Below are 13,709 nucleotides of genomic sequence, written 5' to 3'. Positions count from 1 at the left end.
CTCAGGCCAAGCCATTCTGATGAAGAACAGTCGCAGCAGGCACCGACTGCAGGTACCGCGCCAGCCGGTCCACCCGCCTCGTGGCGGCGAGCGAAACGCGGCTGCACCACGGCGCGCGTGCCCCCGCGAGCAAACCGTATCGTTCGCGACGCCGGATCAGCCCCCATTTCCGGGTCCAGGTCAGAAACGCATGCGTCAGCTCCGGTCGCTCTTCGTCGGCTATGAGCTGATACAGAAAATAGAAGAAACACAGGGCCCCGTCTTCGTAGGCCTGGCGCACATCCGGCGGTCGAGAGGAAATTTGCCGTTCGAGCGCAAGGACAAATTCGGCAGCATTTCGAACCGTGTCCAGTGTGACCGCCGCACCGATCTCGGCGAGGGCGCTCGTATCGCTGACAAGACGATCCCGTTCGAGGTTTTCGGCCACGATCTTCAAATGCGTCTGGCGCATCTGGCGTTTGTGCTTGCTCGTGACGCTGTCGCCATGAATGCGATAGGCGACCAGTGCTTCGTCGATCATCATCGCGGGGAAGCGATCTGTAATTCGTCTGAACAGATCGAAATCCTCCGCATGCACGTAGCTCGCGTCATAAACGAGCATCTCCCGCGGCACCACGTTTCGATTATAGATCACCGTCGAGTGCATGAAGATCGTGAAGAACCTCGACAATGTGCCCAGGCTTCCCGACCGATAGATCGGGTTGGGCGTACCGCGGAGAATGCGGTTGCCGATCAGCGTGTCGATTCCCGTACCGCAAAGCGCGAGATCGGGCCGTTTTTGGAACAGTGAAACCTGGCGCGAAAAGCGGGACGGATAGGAAACATCATCAGCGTCCATCCTCGCAACAAGATCGCCCCTGGCAAGCACCAAGCCCTCGTTCAACGTCGCGATAAGGCCGCGGTTCTCGCGCGAGACGATGTGGATCCGACCGTCGTCCTTCCGATACCGCTCCAGGATCTCCAGCGAACGATCCCTAGACCCGTCGTCGATAGCGATGATTTCCAGATGCCCGTAATCCTGACGCAGGATGCTTTCGAGCGCCGCCGGAAGATAGGGTTCCGCGTTGTAGACGGGCAGCAGGACAGAGACCAGTGGCGTGGGCATTGTTCAGCTCGCGTTTATTGAAGATCTGAAGTCTGAAGGGATTTGGCTTCGCGCAGGTAAGCCGGGTACTCGCCGTCCCTTGTTCCGTGAATGGCTCCGATCCGATCGCCCGCGTTCGTGAAGGCAGGAACACCTTTCGGTGGCGTCGGGCGGACGTATGGGAAATGGCGCTTCAGTGCGTTTAGCGGCTTTTCGAAGGCGATCCAGGAGACCGATGCGATCAGCAACGTGGCTGCGCCTGCAACCACGAACCGCCCAACTCCCTGCTCGGAGACATTGACGGGAATCCAGGGCTGAGCCTTGACGACCAGTGCGAGCACGATCGCATGAAAAAGGTAGACACCGTAGCTGATGCGCCCGAGAGCCGTCAGTGGTGGAAGCTCGGCCAGCTTGCCGAGATGGCCGTCTAGCCCCCTCGAACAATTGCCCACCAGCATCGTCAGCGGCAAAAGGGGAAAGATTTCGAGCCCGATCCAGGCCAACCACTCCAGTATCGGCGTCAACGACACGGGCCTGAGCCAAAACAGGAAAACGGATGCGCCGAGGAGCGGCATCCAGCTCAATCTCGCCCATTGCGGCCAGGCAACGCTCTTCGATCGGTAGACGGCCAATAGAGCGCCGGAGGCGAGCGCGTCCATTGACGCTGGCGGAAGCAGGTCGCGAGCGAGGGACGGTGTGCCCGTAAATGGCCAATAGAAACGATAGGCGACGGAGCAGGCGATGACGCCGATGCAAATTCCCGCCATCGAGCGCCGCGGGGCGATCAGGACGATCAGCGGCCAGACGACATAGAACTGCTCTTCAATGCTCAGGCTCCAGGTGTGACAGAGGACCCACGGCGTCCACTCGCCGAGCATCGCGTACCAGAAATTCGAAAGGTAGAGCGCGTGCCACGCCAGCACTTCCTTCGAGCTTTCCAAACCGATTAGCCAGACGATGCCCAGGACGGCGAAATAAGGTGGAAAGATGCGCAGCGCCCGGCGCGCGTAAAACGATTTCAGTGCTGTAGCGGGCTCGAAACGGGCATCTTCGCGTGCGTCGAGCAGCAGCCGGGTAATCAGGAAACCGCTCAGCACGAAGAACAACCGCACGCCGATATGGCCCCAATAAGAACCGTCGGCCGCGAAAAAATGTCCATACAGCACCATCGTGACAGCGACGGCTCTGAGCCCATCCAACTGCCGGTCGCGTGCAATCCGCATCGAACATCCCCCTCCGAGTTCAAAATCTTTGCGGGATACTCTCCTGGTGGCACCAGCTCCCTACGCAATCATGATTTTTGCCGCCTGTTTGGTGGTTTGCCCTGTGGCAAGAGCCATGAGTCTATTCAGGTAAATGAATGGTTAAGGGGCGGTATGGGCGACTGTATGAGCGAATAGGGCTAAACTTTGGCAGGTCAGCGCCAAGGAGAATGCATCAGAAACCGGGAAATCTGCAGTGTGTCTTTGCGGCAATATCGGACTAAAGTCTGATTAGACATCTAGGCCATCGGAGCTGCGGCGACATTAGTTGTAGGAAGTTCGACAATACAGCCGACAATCCCGCGCGACGATAAGAATATACTAATTCAACCATCCCGCGCAAGGATGCCGAACCGCCAACTAGAATGTCGGCGGAGTATTGATCCACAGCAGAACGGTCTCGCCATCGTGGCGATTGGACCAGGCATGGCGGCGCCGGCTCTCGAAATAGAGCGAGTCGCCTGGATGCAGATCGTAGAACTGATCGGAGTCCAATATGAATTCGACGTGGCCGGAAAGCACATAGACGAATTCCTCGCCATCGTGCCGATATGCGCCCTCGCTCGATGCGCCCGGTTCCAGCACGAAGCGATGGCAATCCATCTGGTTCTTGCCTTCGGCGAGCAATTGGACCGTCACGCCCGGCGTCGTGCGCGGCCAGTTGCGCCACTCGCCGGCCCTGACAAGCGCCCGCGCCTCAGGCTCCTCTTCCCCGGAGAGGCTGGAAACCGTCGTACCGAAATATTCCGCAAGATTATGGAGAACGGCGACAGAGACGCCCTGCGAGGTCCGCTCCAGGGTGGAAAGCACGGATGCCGCGATGCCGATATCGCTTGCCACCTGCTCCAGAGTCTTGCCGGCGGCATGCCTGAGGCTCCGCAATTTCCGGCCGACCTGGAGATCGACGTTGCTTTCCGGCGCTACAACCGGATTTGCATCGTCATTCGCACCCTCTGCTTCCAAGGCTTCGCGAATGGCAGCGGGGTTCAGGCCGCGCTCGGCACGAAACCAGGAAATGCGTTTCAACCGCGCGAGATCTGCCTCGGTATATTGCCGATGCCCCGTAACCGAACGCTCCGGCACGACGAGCCCCTGCGTTTCCCATAGCCGCAGCGTGGATGGCGACACACCGGCCAGCCTTGCTGCCTCGGCGACCTTGTAGCGTACATTGCCGGTCCCGCTCATCGACCCTCTCTCTGGCATCGCGGCTCGCAGCGATTCCAAGCCATCGGCGCTGCCGGCAATCTAGCCGCCAGGCGCATGGATTTACAAGAAGCGCTCATCAGTGGACGTGTTGTCTTGATCACCAAATTTGATTTGCAATCGATCGGAAAAGATGTACCACTTCCAGAGAAAAGTTGCAGAAAAAATGCAACATATTACTCTCCAACAGGACGACGACGATGACCATCCTCACCGATCGCAAGAATGCAGCCATTTCCCGCGGTGTCGGGATGACCACGCAGATCTACGCCGACCGCGCCGAAAATGCAGAGATCTGGGACAAGGAAGGCAACCGCTACATCGACTTCGCCTCCGGCATCGCCGTCGTCAACACGGGTCATCGCCACCCGAAGGTGATTGCGGCCGTCAAAGCCCAGCTCGACCGTTTCACCCACACCTGCCACCAGGTCGTCCCTTACGAGAATTACGTCCATCTCGCCGAGCGCCTGAACGCGCTCGCCCCCGGCAAGTTCGCCAAGAAGACGATCTTCGTGACGACCGGCGCCGAGGCAGTCGAAAACGCAGTGAAGATCGCCCGCGCCGCAACCGGTCGACAGGCCATCGTCGCCTTCGGCGGCGGCTTCCACGGGCGCACCTTCATGGGCATGGCGCTGACCGGCAAGGTCGTGCCGTACAAGGTCGGCTTCGGCGCTATGCCGGCAGACGTGTTCCACGCCCCCTTTCCGATCGAACTGCATGGCGTCAGCGTCGAGCAGTCGCTGGCAGCGCTGAAAAGGCTGTTCGCGGCCGACGTCGATCCGGCCCGCGTCGCTGCAATCATCATCGAACCGGTGCTGGGCGAAGGCGGTTTCTATCCTGTCCCGACCGCTTTCATGAAGGCGCTCCGCGAGATTTGCGACCAGCATGGCATTCTCCTTATCGCCGATGAGGTTCAGACCGGCTTTGCCCGCACCGGCAAGCTGTTCGCCATGGAGCACCACGACGTGGCTCCGGACCTGACGACGATGGCAAAGAGTCTTGCCGGTGGCTTCCCGCTTGCCGCCGTAACGGGCCGCGCGGAAATCATGGACGCGCCCGGACCGGGTGGCCTCGGCGGCACCTATGGGGGCAATCCGCTCGGCATCGCCGCCGCCCACGCGGTTCTTGACGTGATCGCAGAGGAAAAGCTGTGCGAGCGCGCCGACCAGCTTGGGGGTCGCCTGAAGCAGCGTCTCGCGGCAATACGCGAAAAGGCGCCGGAGATCGTCGATATCCGCGGTCCGGGCTTCATGAATGCGGTCGAATTCAACGACGTGAAGACCAATCTGCCGAGCGCCGAATTCGCCAACAGGGTCCGCCTCATTGCATTGGAAAAGGGCTTGATCCTTTTGACCTGCGGTGTGCACGGCAACGTCATTCGCTTCCTGGCGCCGATCACGATCCAGGACGAAGTCTTCGCGGAAGCACTCGATATCCTCGAAACGTCGATACTCGAAGCGCGCGGTTGACCTCACCCCGAGCGCCCGCTATCGCGGGCGTCCGGCCAATGACGCCGGCTCGGGGTGTGCTACGGCCGCTCCGCAAGAAAACGAAGCGAGGCTCGGCCGGCCGCGGCAGACCTCGCCGGAGGATGCGCCATGGGATTGACAGCCGCACTTAACAAGCACCTTCGCGCGGGCGAACTGTTTGCCGCGCTCGAAAGTGTGACCCGCCCTTCCGCCAAGTGGACCGGCGCGACATTCGACGTCTTCAATCCCTCGACCGGTGAATTGCTCGCAACGCTGCCCGACATGGGAACCGACGAGGCGCATGCCGCGATCGATGCTGCGGCCGCGGCGCAGAGCCTCTGGGCCGCCAAGCCGGCGAAAGACCGAAGCGCGATCCTGCGCCGCTGGCATGATCTGATCGTCGAGCATGTCGATGATCTCGCCGCGATTCTCACCGCCGAAATGGGCAAGCCGTTAGCAGAAGCGAAGGGTGAAGTCCTTCACGCGGCATCCTATGTCGAGTGGTATGCCGAGGAAGCCAAGCGCGTCTATGGCGAAACCTTCCCGGCGCCGGCCAATGACCGTCGGATGCTCGTCATCAAGCAGCCCGTCGGCGTCGTCGGCACCATCACGCCCTGGAATTTCCCGGCCTCCATGGTGGCGCGCAAAATCTCGCCGGCGCTGGCCGCCGGATGCGCCGTCGTACTCAAACCGGCGGAACAGACACCGCTCGTGGCCGGCGCGATGTTCGTGCTCGCCGAAAAGGCGGGCTTTCCGAAAGGCGTCGTCAATCTCATCTACGCCGCCGAAGGCGCCCCCATCGGCCGCGAACTCTGCAGCAATCCCAAGGTCCGCAAGATCAGCTTCACCGGCTCCACCGAAGTCGGACGGCTTTTGATGCGGCAATGTTCCGACCAGATCAAGAAGGTCAGCCTGGAACTCGGCGGCAACGCGCCCTTCATCGTTTTCGACGACGCCGATATCGACGAGGCGGTCGAAGGCGCGGTGCAGGCCAAGTTCCGCAATGCCGGCCAGACCTGCGTTTCGGCCAACCGCATCTATGTGCAATCCGCCGTACACGACGCTTTCGCGGAAAAATTCGTCACCCGCGTGCGCGAACTCACTGTCGGCGACGGGTTTTCTGCCGGCGTCGCGATCGGTCCAATGATCGACAGCCATGCGATCGAGAAGATCGAAGCGCACGTCGCCGACGCCCTGGCCAAGGGCGGAGAAGTACGATGCGGCGGCAGGCGGATCGGCACCAACGGCACATTCTTCGAGCCGACGGTTCTGACCGGCATTTCACATGTTATGCGCGTCGCCCAGGAAGAGACCTTCGGCCCGATCGCCCCGATCATCCGTTTCGAAACGACCGAGCAGGTGGTGGCAGAGGCGAACGATACGATCTATGGCCTCGCCGCCTATTTCTACGCCGAGAACCTGAAGCGCGTCTGGCACGTGGCCGAAGCGCTGGAATACGGCATGGTCGGCATCAATACCGGGCGAATGTCTTCGGAAGCAGCGCCCTTTGGCGGCATCAAGCAGTCCGGTATCGGCCGAGAAGGCTCCCGCCACGGTCTCGAGGACTATCTGGAAATGAAGTATCTCTGCATGGGCAACATCTGAACAAACAGCAGCCTGGCCAATCAGGCCGCATGCTTGTTGATGAGCGCAAGCGTGTGGCGCGCGATCATCAGTTCCTCGTCGGTTGGAATAATGTGCAGGGCAACGCGGTTTTTGGTCGTTGAGATCAATGCGGCGCCCGCCTGGTTCGCCGCCGGATCGAGCTCCGCCCCGAGCCAGCGGAGGCCTTCGACGATGCGTGCGCGGATCGGGGCAGAGTTCTCGCCGACGCCTGCAGTGAAGACGAAGGCGTCGATCCCGCCCAGCGCTGCCGCGAGCATCCCGGCATTGAGTGCGCATCGATAAACGAAATGCGCGACGGCGAGTGCGGCATTGGGGTCGTCGCTCGCCAGAAGTTCGCGCATGTCGCTTGAGAGGCCGGACAACCCCTTGAGCCCGGCGTCATGGTAGAGCAGATCCGAGACCTTCTCGGCGCTCATGCCCTTATGGGTGATCAGATAGAGGACAACGCCCGGATCGAGCTGCCCCGGCCGGGTTCCCATCGGCAAACCGTCGAGGGCGGTGAAGCCCATCGTACTCTCGATGCTGCGGCCGTCTCGCAACGCGCACATCGAAGCGCCGCTGCCGAGGTGGGCGACGATGACGCGGGTCGCTTGCGGCGCTACCTCCCGGAGCCGCTCGGCGACGTATTCGTATGAAAGTCCGTGAAAGCCGTAGCGCCGAATGCCCTGATCATAGAAGTCCCTTGGCAGGGCGTAGCAATCGGTGTGCTCGGTGTGGCCATGGTGAAAGGCAGTGTCGAAGCAGGCGACCTGCGGCACATCCGGGTTGATCTCCATCGCCAGCCGGATCGGTGCCAGGTTGTTCGGCTGATGCAGAGGAGCAAGGTCCTGATAGCTCGCCAGCCGGTCCAATACCGTTGCATCGATCAGGACCGGCCGCGCGTAGTCCGGGCCGCCATGCACGACCCGGTGGCCGATCGCCCGCAGCTTGAAGCCGTCAAGCGTCGAGAGCCAGCGTCTAGCCTCGGCAATGGCGGCCGGAAGGTCGCGGACATTGGCCGCGTCATAGGTCCGATCGATGAGCTGGCTGCCGTCGCCCGCAGTCGCCAGCAGACGCGGCTGCGTCCCGATGCCGTCGATCTTCCCCCGAATATGGCGTTTCAGGTCCGTGTCGGCGATGCCGAAGACCTGGAACTTCAGGCTCGATGAGCCGGCGTTGATGACGAGGATCGCGTCCATGGCGCTATACCGCTATCACCTGCGCCGCTCGTCGCCGTGCCGCGTAGAGCGCGGCGACGGCGCAGGAAGCAAGGCGGGTGCGGATCGAGTCCGCTCGCGAGGTAAGCACGATCGGCACACGGGCGCCAAGGACGATGCCCGCCGCGTCGGCATGGGTGAGGAAAGTCAGGTTCTTGGCGAGCATGTTCCCGGCTTCGAGATCCGGCACGACGAGTATCTGGGCGCGGCCGGCAACCGGCGAATTGATCCCCTTGATGCGCGCCGATTCCGGATCGATCGCATTGTCAAAGGCGAGTGGTCCTTCAAGCAGGCCACCCGTGATCTGGCCACGTTCCGCCATCTTGCAAAGCGCGGCGGCCTCGATCGTCGAAGGAATCTTGGCCGTCACGGTCTCGACCGCCGAAAGAATGGCGACGCGCGGCTCGCCGAGGCCGATGGTGACCCAGAGGTCGATCGCATTCTGCACGATGTCGCGCTTGGCTTCGAGGTTCGGGAAGATGTTGATCGCTGCGTCGGTGATAAAGAGCGTGTCAGCGTGGCCAGGGACGTCCATCACGAAGACGTGGCTGATCCGCCGCTCGGTTCGAAGACCGGTGGCGGAGGCGGCGACTTCGTGCATCAGTTCGTCGGTATGCAAGCTGCCCTTCATCAGGAGCTCGCCCCTGCCTTCGCGGATCAGTGCGACCGCCTTGGCGGCTGCGGCATGGCTGTGCGGCACATCGACGATCTCCCGCTGGCCGAGATCGAGCCGGTGTTCCGCCGCCACGTTACGGATCTTGGCTTCCGGTCCGACCAACACCGGCACGACAAGCCCCATGTCTGCGGCTTCAATCGCGCCGCGCAGCGAGCTTTCGTCGCAGGGATGCGCGACGATAGTGGCCGCCGGCGCCTCGGCCTGCGCAGCGGCGATCAACCGGTCGTATTTGGACGGCTGGGCCGTCAACGCGGTCACCTCGGACATTCCGGAACTCCTTCGCCGACCAGAAGGCGTTCGGTGCCGCCTTCCATCGAGCTTCAGCGCTGGCGCCACTCCTTGTCGCGACCAAGACCGGCTCGCTTCCTCCCTGATTGCAGATAAAAGCAACGCGGCCTCTCGAGCGTTGATTTGCGTCAAAGAAGAAGGCGGCGCGGCAGCGGCACTTTGCGGCATTCGAAGCGGCAGAGCGCGCCGCCCTTATCGGCCTCTATCAGCGCAGGCAGGATTGCACCGAAACGTACCCTCGGCAAGACAACCCTTGAAAATCGGCGCACGGCTTGCCAATTGGGGCAAACCAATCAAGGAGGTTTGCAACGCGATGAGTGAAGTCGAAATGTCCGTCGAAAAACATGTCTTCGAAGCCGATGTGGCGCGGTTGCTCCATTTGATGGTGCACTCGGTCTACTCGGACAAGAACATCTTCCTTCGCGAACTGATTTCGAATGCGGCAGATGCCTGCGAGAAGCTGCGTTACGAGGCGATCGTTGCGCCCGAGCTGCTCGCCAACGATCCCGCGCCACGCATCACGTTGACGCTGGACGAGGAAAAGGCCCGTCTCATCGTCGAGGATAACGGCATCGGTATGAGCCGCGACGAACTGGTCGAGTCACTCGGGACTATCGCCCGTTCCGGCACGCGAGCGTTCATGGAGCGAATTGAAGCCGCTCAGGGCAAGGAAGGCGCGCAGCTCATCGGGCAGTTCGGCGTCGGCTTCTATTCCGCCTTCATGGTAGCCGACAATGTCGACGTGGTTTCCCGCCGCGCCGGCTCCGACAAGGCCTGGCACTGGGCCTCCGACGGCAAGGGCAGCTATACGGTTTCCGCGGTCGAGCTCGCCGATGCGCCGGCGCGCGGCACGCGGATCTCGCTGCATCTCATGGGCGACGCCAAGACGTACACGTCGCGCTGGACTGTCGAGCGGATCGTCAAGGATCAGTCCGGCCACGTGCCCGTGCCGATCTCGATCGTCGAGAAACCCGGCGACGAGCCCGCCCAGGTCGCGGACGGCACAGCTCTCTGGACCAAGCAGAAGAGCGAGATTTCCAAGGAAGACTATGCGGATTTCTACCGCAGCGTCGCCGGGCAGTATGACGAGCCGGCCGTGACCGTTCACTTCCGTGCCGAAGGCCGCCACGAATATACGGCACTCGCCTTCGTGCCAGGCTCCAAGCCTTTCGATCTTTTCGACCCGGATCGCAAGGGGCGGATGAAGCTCTACGTCAAGCGCGTCTTCATCACCGACGAGGCCGAATTGCTGCCGCGTTACCTGCGCTTCGTGCGAGGGCTTATCGATACGGCCGATCTGCCGCTCAACGTCTCGCGTGAGATGATCCAGGAGAGCCCGCTGCTCGCCAGCATCCGCAAGGGGCTGACGAGCCGGGTTCTGACCAGCATCGAGAAGCTCGCGGAAAGCGAGCCGGAAACCTTCGCCAAAGTTTGGGAAGACTTCGGCAGCGTCATAAAGGAAGGCATCTACGAAGATTTCGAACGGCGGGGACAGCTCATCGCGCTCTCACGCTTCCGCACCACCGCTTCGGACGACAAGCCGCGGGCATTGGGCGACTACGTCAAGGACATGAAGGAAGGGCAGACGGCGATCTACTACCTCGCCGGCGACAACCTTGCGCAGCTGAAGGCATCGCCGCAGCTGGAAGGATTCCGTGCCCGCGGCATCGAAGTGCTACTGCTCACCGATCCGGTCGACAGCTTCTGGGTGACCTCGGCGCCGGATTTCGAAGGCAAGCCGTTCAAGTCAATCACGCAAGGGGCCGCCGATCTCGCCGGTATTGCGAAGCAGGAGGCCGACGGTACGACCTCCGCGGAAACGAACCAGACCGTCGCCGAATTCGTGACCTTTGCCAAGGCGGCGCTCGGCAACGCGGTCTCAGACGTGAGGACCTCGGAGCGGCTGACGGAAAGCGCGGTCTGCCTCGTTGCGCCGGAGCACGGACCGGATCGCCAGCTTGAGAAAATGCTGCAGGGAGCCGGCCGCATCGACAGCGCGGCAAAGCCGGTCCTGGAGATCAATCCCGGCCACGCGCTGATCACGGCCATTGCCGCCTGCCCGGCTGAGGACGAGGCCTTCCGCAAGGATGCGGTGAAGCTTCTGCTTGACCAGGCGCGCGTGCTCGATGGCGACAAGCCGGAGGACCCGCGCGCCTTCGCCGAGCGGCTGTCACGCGTCTTCACCCGAGCTTTGAAGAGTTCAGAAACTTAGCGGATATGCCCCTCATCCGGCCTGCCGCCCACCTTCTCCCCGCAAGCGGGGCGAAGGGACTCGCCGCAGCGCCGGCGCCAAAATCCCCTCGCCCCGTTTGCGGGGAGAGGGCCAGGGTGAGGGGCAAAAGCTGCAAACTCGCAACGTGAGGCCTAGCCGGTCTCAGCCTTTTGCTTTCGGGACGGCCATGCCGATCTCGGACAGCACTTCCGTCGTGTGCTCCCCAAGCCGGGGCGCGCCGCGCTCAAGCGAGAGCGACGCGCCGGAAAAACGAAGCGGCGTCCTGACGCCCGGCGAAGTACCGGCCGCCGCGCCGGTATGCGGCGTGTCCACCCGCATCTGGCGATGGAGGATCTGGGGATCGGCGAAGACGTCGGCGACCGTGTTGATCGGGCCGCCCGGCACGCCCACGGCTTCGAGCTTCGCCAGAAGCGCATCCCGCGTAAACCTCGCCGTTTCCGCAGCCAACTCCGGGGTAAGGGTGTCACGATGCTGAACCCTGCCAGCGTTGGTCAGATAACGCGGGTCTGTCGCAAGCTCGGGACGGCCAAGCGCGTCACAGAATTTGACGAATTGCCGGTCGTTGCCGACGGCGACGATCAGGTGGCCGTCGGCGGTAGGGAAAACCTGGTAAGGCGCGATGTTCGGATGGGCGTTGCCGAGGCGACGCGGCGCCTTGCCGGAGACGAGAAAATTCAGCGCCTGATTGGCAAGCACGCCGGTCATGCAATCGAGCAACGCCATGTCGATCTGCTGCCCCTCGCCCGTGCGTTCGCGCTGCACGAGCGCCGCCTGCACTGCGATTACACCGTAGAGGCCGGTAAAGATGTCGGCAAAGGCGACGCCGATCTTCTGCGGTTCGCCATCCGGCTCACCGGTCAGATCCATGATGCCGCTCATGCCCTGAACGATGTAGTCGTAACCGGCGCGGTGGGCATAGGGCCCATCCTGGCCGAAACCGGTCACTGAACAATAGATGAGCCGCGGATTGATCTTCCGGAGGCTCTCATAATCGAGCCCGTATTTGGCGAGACCGCCGACCTTGAAGTTTTCGAGGAGGACGTCGGATTGCGCCGCCAGCCGGCGCACCGCCTCCTGCCCTTCCTCCGTCGTGAAGTCGAGCACGACCGATCGCTTGCCCCGGTTGCAGGCATGAAAATAGGCGGCGTCGAGCTTCTCGCCACCCTCGCCCTCCACAAAGGGGGGCCCCCAGGTTCGGGTATCGTCGCCGGCCGGGCTCTCGACCTTGATCACTTCGGCTCCAAGATCTGCAAGCGTCTGGCCGATCCAGGGGCCCGCCAGAATGCGGGCGAGTTCGAGAACGCGAATGCCCTTCAGTGGGGTTTCCATGGCCGCAACGCTCAGAAGAAGGCCTGGAGCCCGGTCTGGGCGCGGCCGAGGATCAGGGCGTGAACGTCGTGCGTGCCCTCGTAGGTGTTGACCGTTTCCAGGTTCAGCATATGGCGCATGACCTGATACTCCTCGGAAATTCCGTTGCCGCCGTGCATATCGCGGGCCATGCGGGCGATATCGAGCGCCTTGCCGCAGTTGTTGCGCTTGACGATCGAGATCATCTCAGGAGCCATCCGGCCCTCGTCCATCAGCCGGCCGACACGGAGCGATCCCTGCAGGCCCAGCGTGATCTCGGTCTGCATGTCCGCGAGCTTCTTCTGGAAGAGCTGGGTCTGGGCGAGCGGGCGGTTGAACTGCTTGCGGTCGAGCCCGTATTGACGCGCCGCATGCCAGCAGAATTCGGCGGCACCCAATGCTCCCCAGGAGATGCCGTAGCGGGCGCGATTGAGGCAGCCGAAGGGACCCTTGAGCCCCTCGACGTTCGCCAGCAGCGCATCCTCGGCAACCTCGACATTGTCGAGAACGATCTCACCCGTAATCGACGCGCGAAGCGAAAGCTTGCCAGCGATCTTCGGTGCCGAAAGTCCCTTAGCATCCCTTTGCAGGACGAAGCCGCGGATCGCATTCCCATGCGCCTCCGACTTCGCCCAGACGACGAAAACGTCGGCGAGCGGCGCGTTGGAAATCCACATCTTCGAGCCGATCAGCCGATAGCCGCCATCGGTCTTGATCGCTCGTGTCTTCATGCCAGCCGGATCGGAACCGGCGTCCGGCTCGGTCAGACCGAAGCAGCCGATCCATTCGCCGCTGATAAGCTTCGGCAGGTATTTCTGCTTCTGATCCTCGGAGCCGTAGGCGAAGATCGGATAGATGACGAGCGACGATTGGACGCTCATCATTGAACGATAGCCGGAATCGACGCGCTCGATTTCGCGGGCGACGAGACCGTAGGCGACATAGGATGCCCCGACGCCGCCATAGGTGTCCGGCACGGTGACGCCGAGCAGGCCGAGTTCCCCCATCTCACGGAAGATCGCCGGGTCGGTCTTCTCCTCCCGATAGGCCTCGATCACACGCGGCTGCAACTTCTCCTGAGCGTAGGCGCGTGCCGTATCGCGGATCATCCGCTCGTCCTCGCTCAACTGATCCTCGAGCAGGAACGGATCGTCCCATTGGAACTGGATCTTTTCGGCCATGTCTCTCTCCCGTCGTGTTTTTCCGCATGTGGTTATGGCAAGCGGGATCATTCGTTTCAAACGAAATTGAGACACTGACTCATGCGTCTGCGGAATGGACCTTGCGCCCGAGGCGGTTCTGCTGATTATTCGCAAATGCGATAC

General features: G+C 62.2%; 10 protein-coding genes. 3 read left to right on the top strand and 7 right to left on the bottom strand.

Annotation, left to right across the window (positions count from 1 at the left end):
- Position 1: 1 nt before the first annotated feature.
- The 3 genes from QN224_RS27205 to QN224_RS27195 form a co-directional block, all read right to left on the bottom strand.
- Positions 2-1,105 carry a glycosyltransferase family 2 protein gene (locus QN224_RS27205; protein WP_283979159.1) on the bottom strand — a complete coding sequence of 368 codons (1,104 nt, stop codon included), beginning with the start codon at positions 1,103-1,105 and terminating at the stop codon, positions 2-4.
- 14 nt (positions 1,106-1,119) lie between these two features.
- Positions 1,120-2,307, bottom strand: a complete 1,188-nt coding sequence (locus QN224_RS27200; RefSeq protein WP_283979158.1) for an acyltransferase — start codon at positions 2,305-2,307, stop codon at positions 1,120-1,122.
- A 399-nt stretch (positions 2,308-2,706) separates the two neighbouring features.
- On the bottom strand, positions 2,707-3,531 hold the full coding sequence (locus tag QN224_RS27195; RefSeq protein WP_283979157.1) for a MerR family transcriptional regulator: 825 nt from the start codon (positions 3,529-3,531) through the stop codon (positions 2,707-2,709).
- Positions 3,532-3,749: 218 nt separating this feature from the next.
- On the opposite strand from QN224_RS27195, the gene QN224_RS27190 reads away from it, so the two are divergent.
- Both QN224_RS27190 and QN224_RS27185 read left to right on the top strand, forming a co-directional pair.
- Positions 3,750-5,018 carry a 4-aminobutyrate--2-oxoglutarate transaminase gene (locus QN224_RS27190; protein WP_283979156.1) on the top strand — a complete coding sequence of 423 codons (1,269 nt, stop codon included), beginning with the start codon at positions 3,750-3,752 and terminating at the stop codon, positions 5,016-5,018.
- Between the two features lie 129 nt (positions 5,019-5,147).
- Positions 5,148-6,623 carry an NAD-dependent succinate-semialdehyde dehydrogenase gene (locus tag QN224_RS27185; RefSeq protein ID WP_283979155.1) on the top strand — a complete coding sequence of 492 codons (1,476 nt, stop codon included), beginning with the start codon at positions 5,148-5,150 and terminating at the stop codon, positions 6,621-6,623.
- A gap of 20 nt (positions 6,624-6,643) precedes the next feature.
- On the opposite strand, the gene QN224_RS27180 is transcribed toward QN224_RS27185, so the two are convergent.
- Positions 6,644-7,822 carry an acetate kinase gene (locus QN224_RS27180; protein ID WP_283979154.1) on the bottom strand — a complete coding sequence of 393 codons (1,179 nt, stop codon included), beginning with the start codon at positions 7,820-7,822 and terminating at the stop codon, positions 6,644-6,646.
- Positions 7,823-7,826: 4 nt separating this feature from the next.
- Positions 7,827-8,783 (bottom strand): phosphate acetyltransferase, encoded by a 957-nt coding sequence (locus tag QN224_RS27175; protein ID WP_283979153.1) that lies wholly within the window; start codon positions 8,781-8,783, stop codon positions 7,827-7,829.
- A 334-nt stretch (positions 8,784-9,117) separates the two neighbouring features.
- Between QN224_RS27175 and htpG the strand changes: the two genes are divergently transcribed.
- A complete protein-coding gene (gene htpG / locus QN224_RS27170; RefSeq protein WP_283979152.1) occupies positions 9,118-11,016 on the top strand; it encodes a molecular chaperone HtpG in 1,899 nt (632 codons plus the stop codon).
- Positions 11,017-11,178: 162 nt separating this feature from the next.
- Here htpG and QN224_RS27165 read toward each other — a convergent pair whose 3' ends face one another.
- Positions 11,179-12,366 (bottom strand): CaiB/BaiF CoA-transferase family protein, encoded by a 1,188-nt coding sequence (locus tag QN224_RS27165; RefSeq protein ID WP_283979151.1) that lies wholly within the window; start codon positions 12,364-12,366, stop codon positions 11,179-11,181.
- A gap of 11 nt (positions 12,367-12,377) precedes the next feature.
- Positions 12,378-13,565 (bottom strand): acyl-CoA dehydrogenase, encoded by a 1,188-nt coding sequence (locus tag QN224_RS27160; protein WP_283979150.1) that lies wholly within the window; start codon positions 13,563-13,565, stop codon positions 12,378-12,380.
- Between the last annotated feature and the right edge of the window lie 144 nt (positions 13,566-13,709).

The organism is Sinorhizobium sp. 7-81, from assembly GCF_030124405.1.
Classification (GTDB): Bacteria; Pseudomonadota; Alphaproteobacteria; order Rhizobiales; family Rhizobiaceae; genus Sinorhizobium; species Sinorhizobium psoraleae.
This window is presented reverse-complemented; position numbering and strand designations above follow the sequence as displayed.